This is a genomic window from Bacillus sp. TH50, from assembly GCF_016650565.1.
Taxonomy (GTDB): Bacteria; Bacillota; Bacilli; order Bacillales; family Bacillaceae_G; genus Bacillus_A; species Bacillus_A mycoides.
On record NZ_JAEKFM010000003.1, the window covers coordinates 205,704 to 230,907 of the forward strand.

A 25,204-nucleotide genomic window follows, 5' to 3' on the forward strand; every position below is an offset into this window, starting at 1 on the left:
AAAATTGTAAATTTTCAATTAAAATCTTACTTCTAATATTGAAAAATAAAAAAGTGAGAGAGTAAAATCATTCTACCCTCTCACTTCCCATTATGCAAAGCACATAAAATTACTAATTTGTTGATATCGATAACTTACTTTACGGCGGCGACCAGCTTGCCAAGTGTAGCCGGATACCCCACTTCTTCTTACTTCTGTCGGAAAAAACCATAAGTCTCTTCCGAAAGGACCAGGTCGATGTAAACGTAAATAGCCCCATCTTCCTAGACAGTTACACATCCAAGATTTCATATTGCCTGCTTGTGCTGGAGAAGCAAATGTGGACGGTAACGACGGAGCTTGTGACGGTGGTGGTGACGTTGGAGCATCTTCCGCATCATCTGGTCTATAGTCTTCTTGTTCAATATCTCTCACTTCATTTGTAGATTCATAACCGTAGTTTTGTGGATTATAATACATCTCTTGATCATATGGATAGTTTTGTTGGTTATACATAATAACCCATCACCTTCTTTTCATTTGTTTCTTTTAACATTCATATGTGATACGCCATTCATAGGAAGCTTATGTATAGCCTAAATTCATCTGAAAAAAGCTCGTATTTTAAAAATACGAGCTTTTTTATAAACAAAATATATTTTTTATTTTATTAACTTCACACTATAAAAACGCATTTGATCTAACGAACCTTCATATTCAAATACTTCTTGCTTAATTAATTCTTTCAAGCGATATTCCAAAAACGTATCCCCAACCAATTGATCCGAAAGTCCAAGTGCTTCACCTATTACTCTCGGAGCTTTATGAAATTCTTTATCTGCTCCTACATTTTTCGCACACTCAATAATGAATTGATCAAAATAATCTTCTTGTACAGCATGCACTTCATCGTCTTTCCAAACTCTTAAAAACTCCGTGCTTTGCGATAATCTATCCCACTCATGTGCAAACTTCATTCGCTTCTCTTCAGTTAAATACGGAAATTCCACAAAACTTTTTTGGAAAAGAGCTAAACTTTCAGGAGATACTTCTCCAGTTCCACGGATATCATAATCTTGTTTTAATATTTCTCTACTCGCTTCAGAAGTATTCATAACACGAATATTTTTCTTATCTTTTAATTGCGCAATTGCAAAACAAAGCCCTACGTGCTCATGGGCATTATCCGCCTTCCAAACGGTAATCGGTGTTTCATTCGGAATTGAATGTAGCTCTTCTAAAGTCTCCTTAAATCTTGGTAAATACTCTTCTTCAAAATAACAATCATAAGAAGTTAAGTTATTTAATAACCACTGTGCCCTTGCTAATTGACCTTCATTCGTATGTAATTGATGTATGGGACCAATTGAAAAGAATTCAGAGTATGAAACAACACTCTCCTCGTGTAATCCTTCTTGTTTCAACATATATTTTAAACATCCGGCAGTTGAATCATCAAAGGCAATATGAATGTGTGTGCTTTCTTCTAAATTCTTTTCCTGAGTTGTATGACTCGTCAATTGCTTAGGGATACTCGTTAAATTTTTTATCATATCTTCGCTATAATTCCCGTCTAATACATCTAACTGTATTAGAATACTTTGAAGTAAATGTTTTGCTTCATCTTCATACATATCCTCTACAACATTTTTAATTTTATCTATCATATAAATCCCTCTATTCATTTCTAAAATAACGTAGATTATAGTGTATCATTTTAGCCCAGATGTTTAAAAGTCTTTTTAAAATCAAATCGTTTATTACACAGATTGTTGCAGCCATCTAAGTTTTTAACAAAAACTTTCTCTATATTCCTCTCAATCTATAGATCTATAATATTTTTTTCTTCCTCCTTATTTATCTCCCAAAATCACATTAGTTGCTAAATAATTTTTAAACACTTTGTAAATCTTTTTATTTAAATGTATAATTATATAGAAAATAAAAAATACAGGAGCAATATTAATGGCGAAAGTACTTACTAATTATAAACATTATTTAAAAAATTGGAGATTTATATTTATTTGCATATTACCTGCTGTCGCTTTATTGTATACATTCGATGTCATCTTTGAACTACTGTGTCACCAAAATTTCTATTTGTCTAATTTAATTATTGCTATCATATTAATCTTAATATTTATTAACGTTAAAGAAAACTATAATTGAAACGAAACCGTTGTGAAGCTACATTTTTCATAAAAAATTAGAGCACCCTGCTATTGGATGCCCTAATGTGATTAGAGGTTTTTTCTGAGTATTTAGTAGGACACGAAGATCTTGTCCTATTACATACTATATGCTTGTACTTATTACATTGTGCACTAGAAAGCACAATGTCTAGATGCCAAATAGATACATACACATTGGAGTAACTAACACGCTAGAAAAGACCTTTCTATATCCATTCATTCTTAATAGCCTACATTATTACTAATAAAATTTTCTCATACTTTCATTGTACAATTGCTTTATTTATAAACAAAAAACATCCACATGGATGTTTTTTATCTAATTACCTTTAAACTTCCATAAATTTAGCAGGTACACCAATTTTTTCAACTACAGAAGATATATTAGTAGGGTTAATCATTACATTTTCAATACAAACTAATTTATTTTCTAATAATCCATTCTCTGTAGTAATAAACTCTTCAAATCGTTCTAAAGTCATTGAGAATTTGTGCTCACTTCCACCATTCATACTGACTTTTACATACTTCATAGTGTCACCGCCTCTCTTAATTATCTATAATTCGCTAAAAATACGCTTACATCCTTTTATTAAAACGTGGATTTATCACTTTTATCACTTCCCACTACACGTTTGAAATGATTTTGAGAAAAAAGCTACTAAACACCACCTGTTCTTTTCATTAAAATTTCAATAGAATGTTTCTAGAATTATATATCTTTGGAAAAGATTATATAATAGTACTGATTAAATATTAGGAGTGTTATTAATGGTTGATACAATCCGACTCTTAATCATCATACTTATCGCAATTTTTTTATTTTCATCAATTATTATGGAGTTTAAAAAACCTCACAAAAGTATGTTTTGGTTCTCAATTGAAGTCTTGTTTCTGCTAGGAATCGTACTTTTAATGAAAGAATTTTTCATCAAACTTTCCGCATAAGCCCTTAAGTAAAACATAATATCCCATCAATAACGCAGGATAAATTATGATTGTTATTTTTTTCACTGAAGTTAATAATTTAACTTCCGATAGTTATCTTTTATTTATAACTACTTTATAAGCTTCTGTTAATTACTCTTTTTCGTATATTATCATGAAGACTAGAGCAAGCATGCCTTGTCATATATTAGATAAGGGATGTGATAACATTGGGTAACGATAACAATCAATTTATTTTTCATGTAGTACAAAGTTCGGCAATTAAAAGATTTATAATTATCGATATAATTGCTGGAACAGGAATTTATTGGACCGTAAATTTCATTTCTTCAAATGCATTACTCGCAATTATTAGTTGTTTTTTAGGGACAAAAAAATGAAAAAAATGCATCATTCATAGAAGCAATAACTAAATCCCAATTCATTTCTTTCAAATTTGTGCCTTTACTCTTCTTGAAGTGGGAAAGCAATTTTTCACAGTTGGCTAATTCATCCGACTTTCTGGCAGACAATACTTTTGATTGTCTGCTTTTTGTATGAGATTTTTCGTTTGACATATACTACTTTTGAACCTGTATACCAATACAAGCCATTTTGGTGTTTGGGATTTCCCTTCCTGGGATAAGTATTTTTGAACTTATCCCTTTTTGTATAGGCATGTATATTTGGGATAAAACTAATTACAAGCAGATTTTCTGTTTATTCGTAGTTCTTAACCAAAAGACTTTTCTCCTTTAAAGGACAGTAGGTACGACTGCTTGTCCTTTTTTATTAATATTTCACACACCATTTTTTGCCCCCTTCTAAGTATTCTATTACAGCTCCCAAATAGCCAATGTTTATAGTCATACAAAATAAGCAGTTGCTGATACTTTCCTTTTTGAGTTACACAACACAATAAAAATGTGTAATTATAGATTTGAATCCATGTCCCTCCTATCTCAAAAGCTCTCCTAAGTAACTAAAAAAACACCTTAAGTGGGTGTCCTTTTTTCTTTATGTAAGAGAACATACAGATAACATTAATCCTCCAAATGTCACTGTTCCTATTAACCCCAATACAACTCCTGTTAAACAAACACAATCAGCAAGACAAATTGAAGATTGCGATAATGGAACAAATGACCTACTTGTGCTCGATCCATAATATTTTATTTTTTCATAATTTATATCCAACATGAAATGTAGACATGATACACAACCCTCAATAGTTTGAAGAGATTCATTTTCTAACCGCTCCAATAACTTGTTATTTAAAGAAAATGGTAGAGGGTACTGCTTATCTAATTTTATATTTTGATAAATTAATTGTAAACGAGATAGCATACTATTTTTCTTTTTTCAGATGCGGCTGTACATTTCATATTATTAAATTCATTTAATAACAGCGCCAATTCATCTCTGTTTCCGTATAAATCCCTAGCTATTCTTCTCTTTAGTTTGTAATAAAGTATTAAAATAATGCTGGTTATATGTTCACGTTATTATTGCTAATAAGAAGGATAAAGATAAAAATGCACAAAGTGGTACATATAAAACAGTATCCATTCTAGCAAACTGCGTATCTTTTTTTCGTTTAAAGATACCAAAATAATGAAACTCACCAATTACTCTTATGAAAAAAACAACCATACAAACCCAGGATCCCATTTGAACAAAAACATTGGGAAGTGCGGAATGAACAATATTTGCTTGTTGTAATAAAATCATTGCTGCCATACTTAATAATAACGCAATGAACAATGTCATTCCTGTACCTGGTGTAAACGCCTTTTCTCCAGCTTTAGTTGGAATGACACTATTTGTCGCCCACTTACCTCGGAAAGCCCAATAAACATGTAAAAAACTAACTAAGAATAATATGCAAACAGAAATATATGTAATAATAAGCATTTTGTCCTCCCATTATTTTATTTAAATCCTTACCTTTAAAATATGCTATGAATCCTTCATACGCAGCCTATATTTAATTACATAAAAAAACCCCTTAATGATTTATCAATTTTACGATAAATCATTAAGGAGTTAATGGAATTTATTATGCATTATACCTATTTTTTCGACGTTCCATCCTAGTTTGTCCTTGAACAGTACTTTCTTTATATTGATCTATTTGCTCTGCCATTTCATATGTTACAACTGGTTCTTCGTTATTACGCTCATGCATTGTTTCTGGCCTTTTACGTTTAGAACCTTTGCCACCAAACTTAAATAATTTCATCTTAAATTTCAGTAATCTTGGAAAGCGGATCTTAAATGATAGCCTTTTACGTTTCTTTTTTTGTTTAAATAAATTAGTATTTTCTTCATTAGTGTCTTTCTCTTTACGGTGTAATAACATCGCAAGTAATCCACCTAATATAAGTCCTCCAACTAAAAGGAGAATATATAAGTAATGGCTTGTCATTAAATTCATCATACGCTCAAGTATGACTAACGACTGCACTTCTTTTATATCCCATAGTAACGCGGCCCATAATGAGAATAAGCCCAAAGTAAGCCCGTATGTACGAAACCGGAATAAACACGGAATTAACGCAATGCAAGCGGCGATTTTCGCGTTCGCTATTATTGAACTTATTGAAATATCCTGATTCCAAATGACTAACAGTAATGTTATAAATGGTGCATACGCTATCCAGCTACATATACGTGAATATATCTTTTTCGCAAAGTAACTACCGAAACTAGTAAAAAATAAAAGTCCTCCAATATATAAAGATTGTTCAAGAGGGATTTGCTTTAACATTCCTGCAATTGGAAAGAGGCCGCTCAGTAGCATTAATAATACATCTAATTTCTTCACAATTCCCCATTCCTTTCAAATTTTCTTTTCAATTAATAAAAATCGCTTTTCCATATGATGTAGTTTTTGTATTTCTAAAAAACATCTTAATCCTGTATGTAAATAAAGTAAATACGTAAAAGAAAAGATACATGACAAAGGATAGCCTTATTTACATGAAAAAATGACAAATCCTGCTCATTATTACTAGCAGGATTTGTACACTATTATTTATATTAATATCAATGTATCTTCTTTTTCTAAAATTATTACATCTTCATCTAATTCGTCATTGAATTCTTTAAACTCCCTTGAATCAATATCGGTAGTATAATTTTTAATTAATTTAGCCATATGCATTACATACGTATTATGAATATTTTGTTCTGAGAGCAAGGTTGATTTACAGCACATGTAATGTATCATTTTGGCGATTTCTTCTCTCTCTTCAGATTTTACACCAAGCGGGATAACTTCGAGTATGTACTGCTGTACTATCTCATTACAATCTAATTCGTATGCAGCCGTGCTATAGTAAATTCCCATTTGATCTACAAATAATCTCGTTTCATTCATAACATGTTCTTGGTCTCTAACAATATAGTTCGGTACATCTGAGTTAGTATTAATTCTAATTATGTTTATATCCTCTTTTAAATTTGGGATTATTTCAGGTGAAGCCCCAATATTAACGCTTTTATTTTGCAATTCCTCTATCCAATATTTCCTCATATTGGCATCTACAATAAAATAAACTTCTTTATTTTGTTTATGTGCATCTTGTGAAATTTCAACTAATGTTTCTGACATAAATTGTTTAAAACTGACTCCTATATCATTCCTTTTTGATGGTTGTGGTAAAAACACTTTATTATTACCTATATTTAATAAAGTATGATCAATTGTGCCCCATTCTTCTTGACCATATAATTTATATAATATTTCTCTCCCATTTATTTTTGAAAAAATAGGTAAGAAATCATATTTAGACATTTTCTCAATTGATAAATTTACAATTATCCCCGGTAATTTTATCTTATTCCAACTACACTTTAAGAATCCCTTTTGTTCTAACAAACTAAGAATGGCATTAATAATTTCTTTTTTAGATACACTTTGTCCGATAAATAAATTAATAAATGCTGAAATACGTTCCGTTTGAGCGAATCCTTCCCGAATAATTTGCTTTGGATTAATTTTTTCGCGACCATCACAATTTTTTATTGCAATTAATGCTAATTTCATTTCATTTTGCTCACCTGCCGTAGCATGTACAGCTTTTACGACATCGTCTACTAGTTTCTTTTTGTTTTTATGACTATATTGCATTCTATATGGATTTTGTAACAATTTCCTAATGTTATATCTTACTATTTTTAACAACACCGGATTGTCTGCATTTAATACATAGGAGGAATCTCCGTTTTGAGCTAAAACTATTTTGCTATCTAATAACGCTTGTTCTATCTCTATTACTATATCATCTGACCATACTTCTAACGTAATTGATTCTAATCCCTTTGGGGCAAATAAAGGTAATAACTCATTCTCATTATTAGTTAATACATTTTCACATTCTGGAAGTAATGTGAAATATGGGCATATTCGCTGGAATTCATTAAAAAGTTCCTCTTTTTCTCTTACTTTTATACCAAATTTTATTTTTGTTCCTTGAACTTTATATATATTTTCGTTATATGGAAGAAGCACTCTTACCTTTGTTCCTCTAATATACTCTTTCGGACATTGGAGAATGTTCTCTAATTTAACTTCTCCCCTATCCTATAATCATCTTTTAAATTTCTAAAACGTTTAATCCACTTTATTCCTTTTACAGCTTGTTGTACTTTTAACTTTACAAATCTTTGCTTTTTATTATTTGATTCAAATTCAGGAGTTGAAATCAGTATTTGGCTCCGCTTTCGCCCTAAAAGTATAGGGATATCTTTATGATTATATTGTTGATATCACGAATGGTTTTATGTGCATTTCGTATAGGTATGATTTAATTGATTAAAGCTATTTTAAAAGACGACATATCAGCGATATTTTATGTCTATTTCATATAGGTGTTAGCAAGTTCGTTTGCAAACTTGTTAGCACTTTTTTGTTAAGATAATACACACATCCCTTCTTATATATTTATTATGTTCCCATTTTGGTACTTATGTGCGGAGAATATACCTTCGTTTTATATAGTTTCATTCCGTTTCACGTGCTGCATTAAATGTACGTTTATCTGATAACGTTTTTCTGTAATATCACTACTTGTTTTTAATTCGTGGCTGTTTTTAATGAACCGTATGAAAATTTCACCTGGCATTCTATAAAATAAGAGAGAAAACAGCTATATTTCTCTTTCGTTTCATAATCTATTCGTATATAGGGAGATTAGTGGCACGCCTCAACATAGACTAATGTAGAGGTAAAAGCTTTTTCCTCATCCAAGGAATGACCGCATTCGTTTTGGAGGTAATAATATGTTTGATATCACGAATGATTTTATGAGTATTTCGTATTAGTGTTTTTTAATTGATTAAACCTATTTTTAAATGTGACATATCTGTACAGTGACAATAAAGTTGTTTCATTTATAATAAAGTCGTTTGAAAGTTAATAAAGTTGTTAATTAATGATGAATTAAAAATATGAGAATACCTATGTACATATTGAATAAAATAATTTTATTTATTGAAAGGACATACTATTGTATAGAGTTCTGTAATCTTCTATAAAATAAGGAGAATGTTTATGAAAAAATCTAGTATCATGGTATTCTTACTCACATATGGTTTGTTTTATCTTTCCAGTATTTTATTCCCTATCGATCGTGTTTGGTATAATGCCCTGCAAAAACCAACTTGGACACCTTCTGGTATGATAATCGGAATTATTTGGGCTGTATTATATGGACTCATTGCATTATCAGTTACAATTATTTATAACAGGTATGGGTTTAAGCAAAAACTATTTTGGTCCCTATTCCTTTTAAATTATATCTGTAATCAAGCATTCAGTTATTTTCAATTTAGCCAAAAGAATTTACTTTTCGCAACAATAGATTGTTTTTTAGTCACTATTACCACGTTGTTACTAATTGTATTTTCTTTAAAATCATCTAAGATATCAGCTTATTTGTTCATCCCATATTTTTTATGGTCTGCATTTGCTACATACTTATCCTGGACGATTTTTAGTATGAATTAATATTGTATAAAAACTTGAGCATAATCAAAAATGCTCAAGTTTTTTCATGTTTGCTAATTAATAAATAGACATTTTGGAAATAAAAAAGCTACACTTTCATGCAAGCAATCCTATTCTAATTAATTCATGTTCTTTAATTCTTCTATACTTTTTTGAACAAGTGTGACTGCTTGACTCATGGTAGGGCCACAGCCAAATGCTGCCGTTACACCAATGCTTTCTAGGATTTCTTGTTCAGAAGCTCCTTGATCAATACATCCCTTTGTATGATAAATAATACAATACTCATCCTGAGAATAAAGACTAATGCCTAATGCCTAATGCCTAATGCAATCAATTGTTTTTGCTTTTTTGATAGTGCACCATCTTTAAAGCATTCTTCCGTAAATGAATTGAATTGTTCAGTAAGTTTCGGCATCTTCCCAGCAAATACTCCCAAACCATATTTATACTGAAGTAGTGCATCTTCTGTTGAATTTCTACCTTTATGCTCCATTTTACATTCAACTCCATATCTATTATGTATTAAACACAGATTAGTATGGGCCGAAACAGTTTTGATTACTCATAATTGGTAAAATGAAACAGGCTAAAAAGAAAATTGAATGATAGTTTTCCTCAATCTCTATTGCTGTAATGACTCCTAAATATTTATTGATGAAAACTCCACATAATTTTACTAAAAAGAAAAATACTAATACTTGTTTCAATGCTTTACTTCAAAGCATTGAAACAAATTTACTAACTACGATACAAGGAGGCATCACTGTGGACATTCGTGAAGGATTAATTCCAACAGCTCTAGGTACAGCAGTGACAGCAGCAGGTTATGCTCTTAAACAAACCCGTGGAACTAATAAAATGATTGCAAATACAGTATTTGGTTTTGGTTTAGCTCACGTCGTTTTAGGTGTAATTGATCTTGTTGAACATCGTCGTTAGAACGAAAGGCAAGCATTGATATATGCTTGCCTTTTTGTTAGTGCAATTATTATTCATATTTCAAAGTATATTTGTATGACGTAATCTTATCAATGAAATTAAATAGTTACACTACAGGAAAATTATAAAGTAAAGCTTTGCGCATTGAATTATATGAAATGAGATGGTGATAGAATGGAATTTTCTTCTGAAAGTAACACGTATCATGCTGGTGACATTGTCTATATTTTTTATCGAAATCCCCACACGCAGGACGTAGCTAATATACAAGCTGCAGCAGTTGTAAATAATCCTGAAAGCCCTAATGAATTAGCACTATTTCTTTACGAAACATATTATCCACTAACAAATGAGATGGCTGTATATGCTACAGAAGATGAGGCAAACCAAGCGTACTCTTACTATTATGGTGATATTTCAGAGGGGATGTTGGAATGAATAAGCCATTTATGCCTAAGCTTGTATATTTTGAGCCTAAAGCATTAGATTATCCTTTGGGGAAAGAGCTTTTTGAGAAGTTTTCAAAGATGGATGTTGAAATTCGACATACTACTTCCCATAATCAAGTAAGAGATTTGCCAGGCGATAACGATTTTCAAAAGTATCGAGTAGCCAAATCTACGCTTGTTGTTGGTGTTAGAAAAACATTAAAATTCGATACTTCCAAGCCTTCAGCGGAGTACGCAATTCCTTTTGCAACGGGCTGTATGGGCCATTGTCATTATTGTTATTTACAAACAACGATGGGTAGTAAGCCTTATATACGAACGTATGTAAATGTTGAAGAAATTTTAGATGCTGCTGACAAATATATGAAGGAGCGTGCACCTGAATTAACAAGATTTGAAGCGTCGTGTACTTCAGATATTGTAGGAATCGATTATTTAACGCATACCCTTAAACGGGCCATCGAGCATTTTGGAGAATCTGAATATGGGAAATTGAGGTTTGTTACAAAATTCCACCATGTAGATCATTTACTTGATGCTAAACATAATGGAAAAACAAGGTTTCGCTTTAGTGTAAACGCGGATTATGTAATTAAAAACTTTGAACCAGGAACTTCTCCCTTAGCGAAACGAATTGAGGCAGCAGGAAAAGTAGCTAGAGCAGGATATCCGCTCGGTTTCATTGTAGCGCCTATTTATCTTCATGAAGGCTGGCAGGATGGGTACTATCATATGTTTGAACGTCTAAATGCTGAATTACCTCTTGACGCACGGGATGATATTACATTTGAGTTTATTCAACATCGTTTTACCAAGCCAGCTAAGAGAGTGATTGAAAAAAATTACCCGATGACAAAATTAGAATTAGATGAAGAGAAAAGAAGATATAAATGGGGGAAATATGGAATCGGAAAATACATTTATCAAAAAGAAGAAGAAGAGGATATAAAAAATTATCTGTATTCTTATATGAAACAGTTCTTTCCTAATGCAAAGTTAGAATATTTTACATAAAAGGAAAAGAACAATGTTCTTTTCTTCACCAATCTAAGAAATTACTCACCCCAAAAACGAAAGAATATGTTGAAAACGTTATGAAGTTTTCAACATATTCTCTTGATGGGCATATGGTGCTAATGCACCCTTTAGAAACATTGGAAATTCAAATCCTAATTTTTAAAAAATAGGTTTATTAGCTAAAAAGCTTTCTCATTAAGGACGGCTCTTGTTTTCATTTCACATACACATAGGCTTCATTTGCTGTTACATAGTATGTTTTACCTTTGCTATTGTGAACTTTATATTGCGTTGAACCATTAACAGTTATTTTCGCATCAATAGTAAATCCTAACCCTGCATCTACAGAACCAGCAACATCTTTATCCTGCCAAGATGGAGCATCATAGAATCGTAGATTATTAACTTTAGAAACAACGCGCTTTCCTACAATTGAAGAATCCACAGTGTTTTTCTTATTAGACTTTACATAAGATGGGTCGTTCTTAACCCATTGTTCACCACCAAGATTTAACCAGCCATCCTTTTCAGCCCATACAACATAAGATTCTGGTTTATTTAGCTGACGAATCTTAGAATAGCTTGTACTAGGTCCTTTACGTAAGTTCACGTTGTAACCTTCAATATAAGCAATACCATCTGTTACAGCCGTTGGAACTTCCGCTTGTTTAGATGACTTCTCAGGTACAGAAACATACACACTAGAATTATTGTATGCTCGTTGTACATCTGCTCTAAACTGAGCTTCTGAAACGCCATGAGACTTGAAGTAATCAAGTGGATCTTCATGATCAGTTCCGCCAAGATATTTCGTAACATCGTAGTGAGTCCATAAACCTTTTTCTACAGATAACCCACGGTCACGAAGGATTTTAGCAAGTAACTTCACGTATTTATCATAGCTACGTTTGAATTTATCGTAATCTGCTGTTTCGCAAAGTTCAACATGTACAAAGCGTTTATTTGCTCCTGGTCCACCACCATAAGCAATGTACTTTGTATCAGCAATTTGGATTGTTTCATTCCAATCTACTGCATAATGAACGAATGCATTTCTCCATGTACGAGACTCATATTTTTGAATGTTAATAGCTGGCGCTTCTGGAGTTGCTGTAGAATGTGCTACAACGCCCTCATAAGCACCTACACCATTACGGTATGGTTGTTTAGGTAAATCAGGAATAATAAGTGTTCTATCAGCAAAAGCACTTGTAGCAAAAGAACCAGCAAGTACTAGAATCATAAGGAACGAGGTAATATGTTTTATTGTCTTTTTCATTTAGTATCAACATCCTTTTTTATAATTTTTGTGTGGTCAAACAATCCACTTGCTGATAGTCCAATGATGATCCCTTGAAATACATTTGTTTTAATATCTCCACCCAAAAATAAAACGCCTAGCACAATGCCAAGCGTTAAATTCAATAACGGAAGATATTTTGTTTGTAATCCAATTGTTTTTCCAATCTGCGAAAGACCTACTACAATGCCAATCATTACTGTAATTTCAAACATTACATACCACCTCCTTTCAAGAAGAAAGTAAGAGCTGCTCCTACAATTCCACCGACAATAAGTCGTAAAATCCAGGTAGTATTTGCGCTAATTTTATCTAGTTGCTTGTTGATATTATCAATATCTTTCTCGTTGCCTGTTGTACGCATTTCCAAACTTTTAACCTCTAACCTTATTTCCTTAATTTCTTGCTTTATTTCTTGAACATCACTTCTTACTTCTTGTAACCCTTCCACTTTGACCACCTCATTTCAAAATAAAAAGAGAGACATCTATTTGTCCCTCTTTTCTTATAAAAGCCGTATTTTGTTCAAAATAAAAAGACCAGCTTACGGCTGCTCTATTTGCATTGCACTTTCAGTTGTTACTGGGTCTTGTGGAGGAGTCTTACCAGTAAGTTTAAAATAATCATCTGCACAAATGCGTCTTTTAGCAACTCCTAAGTCCAATTCATATAGTTTGGCTCCACGACCACATAGCTCACATTTTGTTAAAACCCTAAAACAAATAGTCCCGTCAGCCATTTCCCTCCATACCTCAACTTTACTAGTATCATTGGCAATCCCCGCATTATTTAACATGTCAGCAGGTACTTGAACAAAAACTCCTGTTTCTGTTCGTTTTACGTCTACTATTCTTCCCATATAAGGAAGCGTCTCTCCTACTTGTAAGGGCATCATATAATTACTATCCATGTCTTATCCTTCCTTTCTATCCAAGGGCATTGAATTTCCAACCATTCGCACTACTCACATAAAAACCCGGGCCGAGATTACCGTCTGTAAAACGAATATGCCCCCAGCCTTGAAATGCATTCCCGCCAAGATTTACACCTTGTACAGCGCGTATATTAGTAAAAAACTTAACATCTTTTTCTGTTGATATATCAAACGTTTGACCATCAGGTCCCGGACCTATGTTGTTATTTACACTGCCTACTGAAATACTATTAAATGGCTGAAGACCAGCGGCTCTTTCTGCTGCTGCTCGATCCCAGTTATACATAGATGCATATTTCCCACTGTATAGCGTTACACCTGATACGCAAATCGCTGTTTGCGCACCAGTTATTTGTCCATTTGCAGAACAGACTTTAATAATCAATGCATGCTCTTGTGGCTTATAGTTTGTTGGTACTTTGAAAGTATATGAATATCTCCTAATCTCTCCGTAAAATGTAAATGGCTCAGGAAAGTCCATTTTTTGCTCGTTCCAGATGTCATAAGACACATTGTCTCTAAATTTTACACAACATACATGTAATCGTGGTTTTGCTGTTTTACGTACACCATTTATCATAGATGTTCTAAAGTGAGCAGATACAGTATATTCATTTCCAGGATGTATTCCATTGTTAACTACTGCTTCTGGATAGTTGTACATGTCTACCCTTGCTGCATTAACCATTTGTTCGTAATCAAATACAGATGTATTTTTTTCTATAACTACATTGCCCTGTGACTTCCATGAAAGACCGTATCCGCCTTCAAATCCATAGTAATCTGCATGTCCTATGTTTTTCTTTCCAACACTAGAAAAATCGGGATCTGCTATTAAGTTTCTTCTTGATACTGCGGTTATTTTTGTTCCCCATTCATCTTGGAATAGGAAATCTAGCATTTTAACGGTTACACCATTTTTATCAATGGTAATTTTATCACCATTAACGTTAATAACATTGGTATCAATGCCCTTCGCTGTTAACCATTTCACCATTGTATCGGCATTGATATTTACCTTTGCAACATCTATTACTAATTTTTCTGATGAAAAGTTAATAGCTGCGATGATATTCCCTTTTTTAACTTCTGCAAGGATTCCTTCATCAAGAACTTTAAGCTTAGAACCAGTTTCTTTTACATAAGCGGCGTAAGTCTCATTTATAAAGGTTTCTTGTTTCTTCGAGGTTAATTCAATGCCCTCTTTTGTAGCTGTTATTCCTCTCTCAAGATCCGTTACTTTTTTATCGTATTCCTCAGTCACTACTCTATCGGCTATATCTTCTATCATTTTGTCAGCATCAGTTTGATCTTTCGGATGTAACCAAAATTCGGTAGCTATAGTGCCACGTTGTAACATAGGTGCAGCACACCATAAACGTCCATTTCTTGTAACGTAATAACGCCATCTCACAAACGATGCATTAGCAGGCGCTTTGCTTGTACATACAGCACGAACCCACGTATCATTTACAACCTTGACATTCGTTCTAGTTGTTGTAATACGAGTTTTTTTGTCAGAAGACCACCATTCAATTTCAATAAATGCACCGCCACTATCAATAGGTGTTTTCCCGTCAGTATTGAAATAACCTGATGCAACAAATTCCTCGTTAACTTGACACTCAATGAATTGACTTGTTAGACCCCACCAACGATCTTGAGTCTGTCCAGTAACGGTAATTGAAAATGTATTCATACCTTTGTATTTCAGATTTGTATCGACAGAACCAGCAGCCCCATTACCACTATTCCAAATCCAATATTTCTGTCCTAACTTAAAATCGGCATCACGCAACTCGTTGACAGTACCTAAACCGCCAACATAGTCCTCAACATCTTTCTTTTTCATTGTTAGATTCAATGCCTCAGAGTGTTGTTCTATCGTTGTAGTAGCTTCGGTTAATTGTTTTCCTTGCTGCGTTTGTGTTTCTTGTAATTTTTTAACGCTTTGATTGAATCCTTCTGCATTCTTTTCTACAGTATTAACCCGTTCACTAAAATCACCTTGTGTTTTTTCTACTTTTTTAATAGTTTCTGTAGTACCTTCCACACTTTTGATAATCTCATTTGTTTTTTTAGTAAAATCATCATTTGTTACCTGATTTTCCGGTGCTGGCGTCCAGTCTTGCGGTTTATTCCCTTTATATAAAGCAACCCATTCAACTGTTGCTTTCGTTATGTTTTGAGGAGCATTGTATAAAGACAATTTCTTCTCGTTACTTACCGTCGTTGCAACAGCTTTAAAGGTCACATAAGTAATCCCACTAGCATAAACACTTGTTGCATACCCGACATTATTCGAACCACCATTCTGCCAAATGCCAAATTTCTGTCCCTGTGGAACACTACCTTTAATTACAAAAGTATATTCCTCACCTACAGAAAAGTTTTCAGATAGAGTATATTGATTAATTAAATAATCCGTTTTTTCATATTTAACATTTGAATCCAAAAGAAGGTTACGTCCTCCAGCTTTATCGTTAGCAACCTTCTTTTCTACGCTCTCTAATTTCTCACTAATCTTCCCTGCTTTTTCTGTAATTTCAGTTGTGGTTTTCTTTAGATCATTTGTTGTTTGCTGCACCTCAGAGATTATCTTTTTTGTGCCTTCGGAAGTCTCTACCACTGTATTTAATTTTTCAGTAATTTCACCGTCTTTTTTTGTTAATAATTCTATAGATTTAGTAAAACCTTCGTTGGTTTGTTTCATTTCAGAGACAGTTTTATTAATTTCATCTTGTGAGTTTTGTACATTTTTAATTGTTAGAGAAACCTCTTGAAGATTTTCTTTCACTTCCTTGAATTGTCCAGAAGTTTCGTTCTGTGCATCTTCCACTTTTTTATTTAATTCTTTTTTTGTGGCTGCAATATCTTTATTCACTTGATCCAGGGTTTCTTTCTTGATAGTTTCTGGATCAGGGATAAGTAATTCCCATCCTTTTCCGTTCCATACTTTCAAAACACCAGGCTTTCCGTTACTAATATCTCGCCATATTGTTTTACCAGCTTCCAATCCTGTAGTCGGCGCTGTTTTACTTTCAATGATAGTCGTTTGATAGTTCTTTATGTTTTCTTGTACTTTTTCAGCAAGTTTCTTTGCGGCTTCAGATTCTTTTTGAGCATTGTTAGCTTTTTCATCGGTCTCTTTAACAAGTTTATCTAGCTGATTCAGCAATTCTTGTTTATCTCCTAATGAAGCAAGAATTTTATTGTATAGCTTCCGTAATTCTTCATTAGCATCCACAATTTCACGATAATCTCCGAAGGCATATTTATCTTGTGTAGGATCAGTGTGTGATTCATCACCAACAATAGCGCGTGCTTCAAGGTATAACTTAGGAGTAAACCCTGTATCTTTAATACGAATTGTGTCACCCTCATTAATTAACTCGTGAGTTAGTCCAAATACACGACCAATTGACTGTGCTTCAACTTCATAAGAAACAGAAGTATTAACACGTTTCTTTAGCTCTGTTTTCATAAGAGTCATTAAACGTTCTGGAGTTATATCTTGTTCTGTCTCTGGAGTATAGAATCCGAATTTATGTTGACCACGCTCATTCCACCGTTGAAAAGCATCACCGTCCACAAGATAAGGGATTCCATTATTGATACTAGAGATGGTTATAAAACCCTCGCCTTCTTTCTTTACAAACCCAACAAGTGCGGTACAAATGTTTTGTGAATTCTCAATACGTTTGATACCCATCAAATCTTTACCAAGAGTTATTTCTTTCCCTGTGCCTTCTCGTCCGCGTTTTTTCACCATATCTACATAACGCCCTACGATTTGGGAGCCAACAACTTCAGCGCGATATTGTATTTCTAATTCAAATAGAGAAGCGATATCTTTTATAAACTTCAACGGGTCAATGAATTCGTCAATAGTCATCGTGTGGAAGCCAGCGTATTCGGTTTTTCCTCTTTTCCATTTCGTACCTACAAGAGCCATATCAATAAACTCATTGACTGTCTTACCTTCAATTTTCTGTGGATTGATAATTCCAGATTTCGCAAGTTGAATCCATTCACCGGATGCATAAGCAATGACTGAACGATCGTCTGAATCTTTTTCAGCTTCAGTAATTACATAAGGAACAATACGTCCGCCCCTTACTTCTTTTAAAACTAAATTTTGCTGCATGAGTGTAGCTGCATGGTCCGTATTATCAAATACTTTAAATTCTAATGTATCAATGTTATTTTTTATCTCCCAATGTCGTTTATCATCCCAATAGTCTTTTGGTTGTATATTGGAAACGATTTGACTCGTTTTAAAATCAACAACATGTAATATTCCGCTTGGTGTTCTCATCTAAATCGCTCCCTATACGTTACTTTTGCTTTTCCGACAGTGGAAGGCATGATTTCTAGTTTATTCGAACCCTTATGAACAACAGGATAGTCACTAAATATATCTTTTAGATTAATAGTACTCTTACCATTTATCGTTACATGGCTTCTCTCTGTATCAATGGCTACTTTATCTCCAACATCGAAAATATATGGTGGGTTATCTTGTGTATTCATATTGACTTTCCATATCTTCAAATCATCGATAGACATATTTTCACAGAACATATTATTAGAAAATTGACAGATGCTAATTTGAACCTGTGCGACTTTGGCCATATTGACATTATTTTCATCTATCCACACGACAAAGCGTTCTGAGTCATCGATTTCTGTACCATCTTTAAATCTTGAAATATAAGCTTCCCACCTATTACCTGTTCTCGCTAACCACAATCGACCGCGATATTGATTCCACGTATTCGGATGATCACCTATTTCATTAATAAAGACTTGCCCACCTGGTTTTTTACTATTCCCAACACTAGCAAACCCACTATTTTGCTCGGCTTCCCATTGAACATCACTCATAGATATACGAGCAACATAATCACTATTTTCATCAAGAAGCTCGATTTCTACGCGTCCCATTTGGTCCCAGTGCAAACCTCTTACGCCAACATATGCTTGCATAATGAAATCCTGTAATGGTCCTTGTAGAATATTCTTTTTAGCGATAGCACCATGCCATCCTTTTGTACCTTCCGTTCCAAAATGAAGTGGTACAAGGCGATAGCCATCTGGCTTAAATTCACCGCCTCCAGTCATATCCTCTGTTTTGGCTACATTTGTCCATCCTACGGTTGTGGACATTTCATCCCACAATACACGCTGATTCCTTTCGACAGGAACCTGATCTGCTTTCAGTGGATATCCAATACGAAAGTAGTTCATTCCATTCCATACATCAAGAAATGTGGAAGGTTTCGTTACTTCAATTTCTAAAATTGGATTAGATTCCACGCTGCCTTTGTTTTGAACATTTGCGATTAACCCACGCCCATCCATTTGAAATCCAATCGTTCGAGTAGGTCCTAATTTGTAAGGCATTGGACAAATAAACTTTAAAGTACCTTTGCCAATGTCCACAAATTCATCAATATCGAATTCTTCATCTATAACAGCTAAATATGTTCTGTCAGGCTCTACATCGAAAATAAGCTCTTTTTGTTGATCTGAGATTAGCCAATCTGCTATATCTTCTTTAAGTATTTCTAGTTTTGCTCCAGATGGAACAATAATGCCGACAGGAACGGAAAAGACACGCATCTCAGTCTGTGTATTTAATAGTCTTGCACCTGGATAATCTGGAACGCTCAAAAAATTTCTTCTTAACGGTGCCCATACAGGTCTTTTCCATCCTCTTTCGATGTGAATGTAACTTTTCCGTTCCCCATTAAATGAAAAAGAACTCATTGTTTACCTCCTTTTATACAAAAGAAAAGAAACCCAAATCTAAAAGACTGAGTTTCTCGCTTGTGCCCTATTTTGATATTCAGTTACATACTGATGACTCACACGCGCTATCTCCCGTCCTTCGATAACAACCGGTATTTCAATATAAATGGGTTCTGATTTGGTATATGGTTGTTTGTCTGGATTATCATTGTCAGGTCTATGTTGAACAACATTAGGATTGTCAGATAACACTTCCCTCCATCTAGAAAGGTTTCCCACGTCGTGGATTGAAAGCCCTTCAAAGCGTTCCATTTGACGTCCAATTTCCATTACCATATCACGCATACTCTCAGGGATATGTGTAATCCAATCGTTTTGCCAATCACCATCTTCAAAGATGGCATTAAAATATTTAGATAACGGATCATCACCTTGAAAACTGAATATTCCTTCTGGTTTTATAGAACGAATACTATCAATAGCTCCTGATACTGTATTTTGTAATGCATCTCGTACTACAGAATATTGTGTTTTAATCCCTTCAGCAATTCCGTTTGCCATTCGAACGCCTGTAAATAGCATTTCATTTGAATTACTACCTAACGCTAACTCATTTACTAACGCTTTATTTGCCTTTGATCCAAGCGTACGACTCTCACGTTCAGCCATATAAGATCCCTTTTGAATACCGAGAGCAAACCCTTCGCTAAAAGGTTTCCCCCCCTGATCCCTCGTTAGCTTCGAAGGAGAATTTACATCTAGAGTTGCCTTTAATGCCTCGAATGCACCACGCGCTAAACTAGACGCTACACTTTTTACATTCCAATCTCCATTTGAGATACCTCTAGCGAATCCACTAGAAAATGCTTCACCCGGACTAACTGAACTAACACTTTTCAAACCAGAATTTCCACTTTCCGCTACATTAGAACCACTCGATCTTGCTTGCCCTTTTGTGTTTTCCATACCTTGAGAAAATTGACTTCCACCTTTTTGACCTTGTGGAGTACCATTGATTGTATTGAATCCAGCATGAGCTGAAGCTACAGCTTCTAGGGCACTTCCTCTTATATAACCATGCTGATTTACGATCCCACTCGCAACGCCTTGCCCACCTTGATTACCAGCTGGATTTCCATTAATAGTTTTAAAAGCACCATGAGCGCTAGCAACTACTTGCAAAGCACTTCCCTTGATATAACCATCTTGGTTAACTATCCCTTGCCCTAGTTCGCTACCACTTTTATTACCACCTCCGCCATCAGTAGTACTCCCCATAATACCTTCCACAGCTTGTTTCTTTCCTGTCGCTGCGGTTTCTGGAGCTGTATTACTAGAAATTCCATTCGCTTGCGTTTGGCTTATATCAAATCCAACCTGCGTTAAATCTAGCTTTGCTCCATTTTGGATTAGTAAAGCGATAGTCTTTGCTGCTAACTCAGCATTAATAGAGCCGTTTTGCATACCTTGAACGAGTGTCTGTACATTAAATTGTCCCGCTTCTCCAAGATCAACTTGAACATTACTTTTAATATCTAGCCCCATAGTCTGTGCGACTTGCGGTAATGTTAATGCACCAATTTGCATTCCATTAATTAATGTTTGAATGTTATTCTGCCCTTCTTGAGTAGCATCAACATTCATTCCGTTTTTGACGTTTTGTTGAAAGAATTGGAATACAGTATCAAAAGATAAGGTTCCTGTTTGAAGTCCTGTTATCCACGAATCCATTGTCATTTTTCCGTAGATTCCTAAATCAATTGTGGTATTGCCCTGCATGTTTTTACTTAGGAATTCCCTTACTTCACCAGTATCCTTTGTTTTAATACCATCAATCCATTTTTGCATGGATTCAATACCACTTTGTGAAAGGTCTACTTTATAAACGTCCTTCAATTTATTCGCGTTGGCGGTTGCTACAGCTGATGAATCTAATTCACCTTTTTGAAGTTTTTGTATAAATGTGTCTATCGTGAACTGTCCTGCTGGACCTAAATCAATTTTCATTTGCTCATCTATTTCTTTCGCCATTGATTCCGCTAATAATCTAGATGATTCTGTCCCTTTTTGAAGTTCAGAAACATACATTCCTATACTTTCAATCTTTGATTTACCATATTGTAATTCGAACGCCAATAACTTATCTTTATGTTCTTTTTCAGCTCGTTCTTGCTCACCATTAAAGCGATTAGAAACTTCCTCATACGTCTCTTTTCCAAAAAGATAGGCTTTTGTTTTCTCTGCCCACCCTTTCTTTTCCGCCTCTATCTTATTAGCGTTCGCAAAAACAATAGAAGCATCTTCGGCTTTTAGATGTTCTTCTAACTTTTTAAATGCATCACCACGTATGGTTTGCAGATCAGATACATGCTTAGATTCATAAAGTGCAATAGCATCCAACGTAGCTTTTCTTTCCTCTGGCTTAATTTCACCTAGTTTAAAAGCTTTCTCTACATTTTCACGCCAACCTTTTGTTTGCTTTTCTAAAGATTTCACACCATCATCATATACTTTAATGATACTTTCAAACCGCTTCCTACCAGCATCTACAGATAACATTCCACCAGCTTCTATTTCTTTTGAAATAGACGTGATTTCTTTCGCCTTTGCATAGAATTGTTGAACATTCTTATCAGCTACTTGTAAGGCTTGATCAAACTTTTGAGCGAAATCTTTTGGCATTTTCATAGTATCCCCTTGATACCTTTTAATGCCTTCTTCTAAAATCTTTTCAGCTTGTGTAGCAACTTCAATTTCTTTATTAATCGATTCAATAATATTATTTTTGACCTTCTCCAAAGATTCCTTTGCACCTTCTGGAACAGTTCCCATCAGCTGACTAAACATTTTGTTAAACTCGCTTTTCTTACCTTCTAGTTCTTTAACGACTTCATTTGTCATTCGTTGAAAAGCTTTAATCGTTTCATCAGCTGCTTTATTTGCCTCTTCACCTGTTTTCAGTTTCAAATCAATCATATTATTAATTGCTTTATCTTTTAAATCCACATAAGCGCCAGCTGCTTTACTTGTTGCATCGCTCACTCTTTGACCAAATTTCCCTACTTGAGATTCGGCCTGTTTTGATTTCTCGTTTAGATCGAATAACGCTATACCTAGCGCGCCGACTGCGAGGACAGCTCCCGTTATAGCTAAAGCAATTGGATTCGCTAACAATGCCCCTATCCCCATAGCTAGAAACCCTAAAGCTGTCGTTACTCCTGCTATTCCAAAGGCCAATAAAGAACTTTTTGCAATCATATGCTGTGTAGATTCATCTAAATTATTAAACCAATCTACAACACCTTGTACACCTTCTACTACATCTACTAAGATAGGTAATAATGCATCACCAAACGATTTTTTCAGAGTGTCCACTGCACCACTTAATTGCTCAATTTTCCCTTTTGTGGTGTTCATTTTCGTCTCAGCAACTTCTAATGCCGTTACCTTAGACATTTCGGTATACATATTCTTTACTCCGTTTGCGCCTTCTTTATAAAGGATGTTCGCCGCACGAATAGCATCTGATCCAAACAATGTATACATATAGGATTGTCTTTGTTCAGCTGTTAATCCCTGCATCGCCATTTGAAGAATTTCAGCTATATCAGACATATTTTTCAAATTTCCATTCGAATCAAAAAAGGCATTTGTCATTATACCTGTTGAGAATGTCAACTTTTGAAATGCTTTTTCCGCTTTTTCCGAACCGACTTTAACACCGGCTTGTTTTGCGGCATATTCAGCCAAAGAACCTGTTACATCTTTGAATGAGTTGGAAGTTGGTTTAACCCCCTTCTCTCCAAGAAACTGCAATGCTTTCCCTGTATCAATCGAAATCAATCCAAGTTCACTAAACATATCGTACGCTTCATTTGATTTTGGGATTAGGTTTGCTAACATTGTTTTCAGTGAAGTACCTGCATCAGAACCTTTTAACCCGTTCTGTGCAAATAAAGCTAATGCTGTTGTAGTATCTTTAAAACTAAGACCTACACCAGCTGCAACTGCGGATACCATTGATAATCCGAACTTCAATTCACTCACATTAGTCGCGGAAGCATTTGCCGCACCAGCTAAAAGGTCGGCTGCATCGGCTACTGATAAATTATCATCTTTAAATGCATTTAGTGCTGTTGAAGCGATTTCTGCTGCATCTCCCAACTCTAACTCTCCAGCTGTCGCCAAATTAAGAGCACCTTCTAAACCGCCATTAATAATATCAGTTAGACTTACCCCTGCTTTGATTAACTCTTCGATCCCTTGACCTGCTTCCACAGAAGAATATTTTGTTTTCTCCCCTAACTCCACAGCAAGTTCACTAATTTTTCTCATTTCATCGCCAGTTGCACCAGAAACCGCTTGAATATCAGCCATTTTCTGTTCGAAATTCATAGATTCTTTCACAGCCATTGCAAGTCCAGCACCGATTACCCCTGTCATGGCTGCAAAGGTAGTTCCAACTTGTCCGCCTACATCCTGCATTTTATTTCCTGTATCACGCATTCGTTCTCCGGTACGATGCAGACGATTTTGTTGCTCAGCTAATTCGCGGTTTGTTTCTCTGATTTCATTTTGAATACGTTCTTGAGCTGTTTCAGCACGATTCATAGCAATCGTATTATTATCAATCTGTGTATTTAATCGCTGTAGCGCTTGACCATTCGATGTATATTCAACTTGAAGTTGTTTTAACTCTTGTTTCAATTGCTTTGCTTCTTTCGAATTACGACCGAAATTTTGTACAGCTTGATCATACTGTGTCTCAAGTCGTTCCATGGATGCTGCCAACGTTAAATTTGAAGCTTGTAATTGTTCTTGCTTTTGTCGCGCCTGTTCAATTTTTTGACGATAATGTTCTACTTTTTGACCTTGCAAGGTGAATTTTTCATTCAAATGAGTTAATTTATTTTGTAACTGTTCAACAGAATTCCCAAGTAATCTAGCTCGTTCGCTTGTTAGATTAAACTCTGAATCTAATAAGCGAACGAGCTAGATTAATTCCTGCAACTCCATTTTCAAACCGTTGGGTGTCAAGTGTGACCCGCGCGCCAATCTCCATATCTCCAGCCATTTACCTCACCTACCTTTACAACCAAGCTGGTGCTTGGTCTGCTGTTCGGACTACTTTTTTATCTTCTTGTTTTTTCTTATAAGCCAAAGTTTTAAAAAAAAGCACTAAGTCCGTCTGGTTGATATCTGCTTGGGACATACCAGAATCTTGTAACATGCTATATATACTCAACATCATTTCTGTTGGCTTGAACGGTTCTTTCTGTTCCTCTGTCTCTTTTTTTTTGACGGATTTGTCTTTGAATCAATAGCATTGATAACAGCAACCGCCTCAGCAATACGGCCTACAATCGCTAAACAAATTGCATAGATTGTTGACGTTAAAAACCAAATGTGTACACCTTCAAGAAATTCTTCTACTGTAAAGCGATTCCCAAAAACTTTTACAACAAAATGAGTAGCTTCTTTTAATACATCGAAACGAACGTTTTCAGTATTTAATTTCTCTGTCCATTCAGCTGCTTCGAAACCATCAGTAGATGAAATGTATGTTGGTAAATAGAACGTTTTTTTGCCAGAGGGTAGATTTAAAACCAATTTAAATGACTCTGTTTTTTGATTTTCCTGCATAATTAGATCCCCTTTCATAAATAAAAGGCACAGCATTAAGCTGTACCTTCTATA

At 34.5% G+C, this 25,204-nt stretch carries 19 protein-coding genes and 4 pseudogenes; 6 read left to right on the forward strand and 17 right to left on the reverse strand.

Annotated features, from left to right (window positions below; genetic code table 11):
- Window positions 1–90: 90 nt before the first annotated feature.
- Window positions 91–495: a hypothetical protein gene (locus JFU23_RS00985; RefSeq protein ID WP_044443784.1), complete on the reverse strand. Its 405-nt coding sequence runs from the start codon at window positions 493–495 to the stop codon at window positions 91–93.
- 146 nt (window positions 496–641) lie between these two features.
- Window positions 642–1,646: a DUF1835 domain-containing protein gene (locus tag JFU23_RS00990; protein ID WP_088291873.1), complete on the reverse strand. Its 1,005-nt coding sequence runs from the start codon at window positions 1,644–1,646 to the stop codon at window positions 642–644.
- Between the two features lie 298 nt (window positions 1,647–1,944).
- Here JFU23_RS00990 and JFU23_RS00995 point away from each other — a divergent pair, with 298 nt between their 5' ends.
- Window positions 1,945–2,148, forward strand: a complete 204-nt coding sequence (locus JFU23_RS00995) for a hypothetical protein (protein ID WP_002085221.1) — start codon at window positions 1,945–1,947, stop codon at window positions 2,146–2,148.
- A 352-nt stretch (window positions 2,149–2,500) separates the two neighbouring features.
- On the opposite strand, the gene JFU23_RS01000 is transcribed toward JFU23_RS00995, so the two are convergent.
- Window positions 2,501–2,704: a hypothetical protein gene (locus JFU23_RS01000; protein WP_002085220.1), complete on the reverse strand. Its 204-nt coding sequence runs from the start codon at window positions 2,702–2,704 to the stop codon at window positions 2,501–2,503.
- Between the two features lie 624 nt (window positions 2,705–3,328).
- Here JFU23_RS01000 and JFU23_RS01005 point away from each other — a divergent pair.
- Window positions 3,329–3,519: pseudogene (locus tag JFU23_RS01005) on the forward strand (hypothetical protein).
- Window positions 3,520–4,115: 596 nt separating this feature from the next.
- Here the strand turns inward: JFU23_RS01005 and JFU23_RS01010 are convergent.
- The 4 genes and pseudogenes from JFU23_RS01010 to JFU23_RS01025 all read right to left on the reverse strand — a co-directional run.
- Window positions 4,116–4,513, reverse strand: a pseudogene (locus JFU23_RS01010) (homoserine dehydrogenase).
- Window positions 4,514–4,595: 82 nt separating this feature from the next.
- Window positions 4,596–5,012 (reverse strand): DUF3995 domain-containing protein, encoded by a 417-nt coding sequence (locus tag JFU23_RS01015; protein ID WP_201031125.1) that lies wholly within the window; start codon window positions 5,010–5,012, stop codon window positions 4,596–4,598.
- Window positions 5,013–5,157: 145 nt separating this feature from the next.
- Complete coding sequence (locus tag JFU23_RS01020; protein ID WP_201031126.1) at window positions 5,158–5,925, reverse strand: DUF3959 family protein; 768 nt, start codon at window positions 5,923–5,925, stop codon at window positions 5,158–5,160.
- Window positions 5,926–6,135: 210 nt separating this feature from the next.
- Window positions 6,136–7,871, reverse strand: a pseudogene (locus JFU23_RS01025) (RNaseH domain-containing protein); the annotation flags it as partial.
- A gap of 784 nt (window positions 7,872–8,655) precedes the next feature.
- Here JFU23_RS01025 and JFU23_RS01030 point away from each other — a divergent pair.
- The gene (locus JFU23_RS01030; protein WP_201031127.1) at window positions 8,656–9,111 is read left to right on the forward strand and encodes a TspO/MBR family protein; all 456 of its coding nucleotides are present in this window, start codon (window positions 8,656–8,658) and stop codon (window positions 9,109–9,111) included.
- Between the two features lie 119 nt (window positions 9,112–9,230).
- Here the strand turns inward: JFU23_RS01030 and JFU23_RS01035 are convergent.
- Window positions 9,231–9,607: pseudogene (locus JFU23_RS01035) on the reverse strand (carboxymuconolactone decarboxylase family protein).
- Window positions 9,608–9,879: 272 nt separating this feature from the next.
- Between JFU23_RS01035 and JFU23_RS30385 the strand changes: the two are divergent.
- The 3 genes from JFU23_RS30385 (at window position 9,880) to splB (ending at window position 11,516) form a co-directional block, all read left to right on the forward strand.
- A complete protein-coding gene (locus JFU23_RS30385) occupies window positions 9,880–10,053 on the forward strand; it encodes a hypothetical protein (RefSeq protein ID WP_000354585.1) in 174 nt (57 codons plus the stop codon).
- 174 nt (window positions 10,054–10,227) lie between these two features.
- Window positions 10,228–10,491 carry a transcriptional regulator SplA domain-containing protein gene (locus JFU23_RS01045; protein WP_201031128.1) on the forward strand — a complete coding sequence of 88 codons (264 nt, stop codon included), beginning with the start codon at window positions 10,228–10,230 and terminating at the stop codon, window positions 10,489–10,491.
- Complete coding sequence (gene splB, locus JFU23_RS01050) at window positions 10,488–11,516, forward strand: spore photoproduct lyase (protein ID WP_201031129.1); 1,029 nt, start codon at window positions 10,488–10,490, stop codon at window positions 11,514–11,516. Before JFU23_RS01045 ends, splB begins: the two co-directional genes overlap by 4 nt.
- A gap of 217 nt (window positions 11,517–11,733) precedes the next feature.
- Here the strand turns inward: splB and JFU23_RS01055 are convergent, their stop codons facing one another.
- The 9 genes from JFU23_RS01055 to gpG form a co-directional block, all read right to left on the reverse strand.
- Window positions 11,734–12,798: an N-acetylmuramoyl-L-alanine amidase gene (locus JFU23_RS01055; protein WP_201031130.1), complete on the reverse strand. Its 1,065-nt coding sequence runs from the start codon at window positions 12,796–12,798 to the stop codon at window positions 11,734–11,736.
- The gene (locus JFU23_RS01060) at window positions 12,795–13,034 is read right to left on the reverse strand and encodes a holin (RefSeq protein ID WP_098082073.1); all 240 of its coding nucleotides are present in this window, start codon (window positions 13,032–13,034) and stop codon (window positions 12,795–12,797) included. The genes JFU23_RS01055 and JFU23_RS01060 overlap by 4 nt, the downstream gene beginning before the upstream one ends.
- Window positions 13,034–13,270, reverse strand: a complete 237-nt coding sequence (locus JFU23_RS01065; RefSeq protein WP_073516187.1) for a hemolysin XhlA family protein — start codon at window positions 13,268–13,270, stop codon at window positions 13,034–13,036. Before JFU23_RS01065 ends, JFU23_RS01060 begins: the two co-directional genes overlap by 1 nt.
- Before the next feature lie 93 nt (window positions 13,271–13,363).
- Window positions 13,364–13,729: a hypothetical protein gene (locus JFU23_RS01070; RefSeq protein ID WP_050000440.1), complete on the reverse strand. Its 366-nt coding sequence runs from the start codon at window positions 13,727–13,729 to the stop codon at window positions 13,364–13,366.
- 16 nt (window positions 13,730–13,745) lie between these two features.
- A complete protein-coding gene (locus JFU23_RS01075) occupies window positions 13,746–18,071 on the reverse strand; it encodes a phage tail spike protein (protein WP_201031131.1) in 4,326 nt (1,441 codons plus the stop codon).
- Window positions 18,068–19,525, reverse strand: coding sequence for a distal tail protein Dit (locus JFU23_RS01080; RefSeq protein WP_201031132.1), 1,458 nt, complete (start codon window positions 19,523–19,525; stop codon window positions 18,068–18,070). The genes JFU23_RS01075 and JFU23_RS01080 overlap by 4 nt, the downstream gene beginning before the upstream one ends.
- A gap of 39 nt (window positions 19,526–19,564) precedes the next feature.
- Window positions 19,565–24,385, reverse strand: coding sequence for a phage tail tape measure protein (locus tag JFU23_RS01085; RefSeq protein ID WP_242483472.1), 4,821 nt, complete (start codon window positions 24,383–24,385; stop codon window positions 19,565–19,567).
- A gap of 211 nt (window positions 24,386–24,596) precedes the next feature.
- A complete protein-coding gene (locus JFU23_RS01090; protein ID WP_050000437.1) occupies window positions 24,597–24,737 on the reverse strand; it encodes a hypothetical protein in 141 nt (46 codons plus the stop codon).
- A gap of 17 nt (window positions 24,738–24,754) precedes the next feature.
- Window positions 24,755–25,150, reverse strand: a complete 396-nt coding sequence (gpG, locus tag JFU23_RS01095) for a phage tail assembly chaperone G (protein ID WP_201031133.1) — start codon at window positions 25,148–25,150, stop codon at window positions 24,755–24,757.
- Between the last annotated feature and the right edge of the window lie 54 nt (window positions 25,151–25,204).

Excerpts from the sequence above, each read along its gene's own strand:
- JFU23_RS00985 (WP_044443784.1), bottom strand. The coding sequence starts at position 495 with ATGTATAACCAACAAAACTATCCATATGATCAAGAGATGTATTATAAT.
- JFU23_RS00990 (WP_088291873.1), bottom strand. The coding sequence starts at position 1,646 with ATGATAGATAAAATTAAAAATGTTGTAGAGGATATGTATGAAGATGAA.
- JFU23_RS00995 (WP_002085221.1), top strand. The coding sequence starts at position 1,945 with ATGGCGAAAGTACTTACTAATTATAAACATTATTTAAAAAATTGGAGA.
- JFU23_RS01000 (WP_002085220.1), bottom strand. The coding sequence starts at position 2,704 with ATGAAGTATGTAAAAGTCAGTATGAATGGTGGAAGTGAGCACAAATTC.
- JFU23_RS01015 (WP_201031125.1), bottom strand. The coding sequence starts at position 5,012 with ATGCTTATTATTACATATATTTCTGTTTGCATATTATTCTTAGTTAGT.
- JFU23_RS01030 (WP_201031127.1), top strand. The coding sequence starts at position 8,656 with ATGAAAAAATCTAGTATCATGGTATTCTTACTCACATATGGTTTGTTT.
- JFU23_RS01045 (WP_201031128.1), top strand. The coding sequence starts at position 10,228 with ATGGAATTTTCTTCTGAAAGTAACACGTATCATGCTGGTGACATTGTC.
- splB (WP_201031129.1), top strand. The coding sequence starts at position 10,488 with ATGAATAAGCCATTTATGCCTAAGCTTGTATATTTTGAGCCTAAAGCA.
- JFU23_RS01055 (WP_201031130.1), bottom strand. The coding sequence starts at position 12,798 with ATGAAAAAGACAATAAAACATATTACCTCGTTCCTTATGATTCTAGTA.
- JFU23_RS01060 (WP_098082073.1), bottom strand. The coding sequence starts at position 13,034 with ATGTTTGAAATTACAGTAATGATTGGCATTGTAGTAGGTCTTTCGCAG.
- JFU23_RS01070 (WP_050000440.1), bottom strand. The coding sequence starts at position 13,729 with ATGGATAGTAATTATATGATGCCCTTACAAGTAGGAGAGACGCTTCCT.
- JFU23_RS01075 (WP_201031131.1), bottom strand. The coding sequence starts at position 18,071 with ATGAGAACACCAAGCGGAATATTACATGTTGTTGATTTTAAAACGAGT.
- JFU23_RS01080 (WP_201031132.1), bottom strand. The coding sequence starts at position 19,525 with ATGAGTTCTTTTTCATTTAATGGGGAACGGAAAAGTTACATTCACATC.
- JFU23_RS01090 (WP_050000437.1), bottom strand. The coding sequence starts at position 24,737 with ATGTTACAAGATTCTGGTATGTCCCAAGCAGATATCAACCAGACGGAC.
- gpG (WP_201031133.1), bottom strand. The coding sequence starts at position 25,150 with ATGCAGGAAAATCAAAAAACAGAGTCATTTAAATTGGTTTTAAATCTA.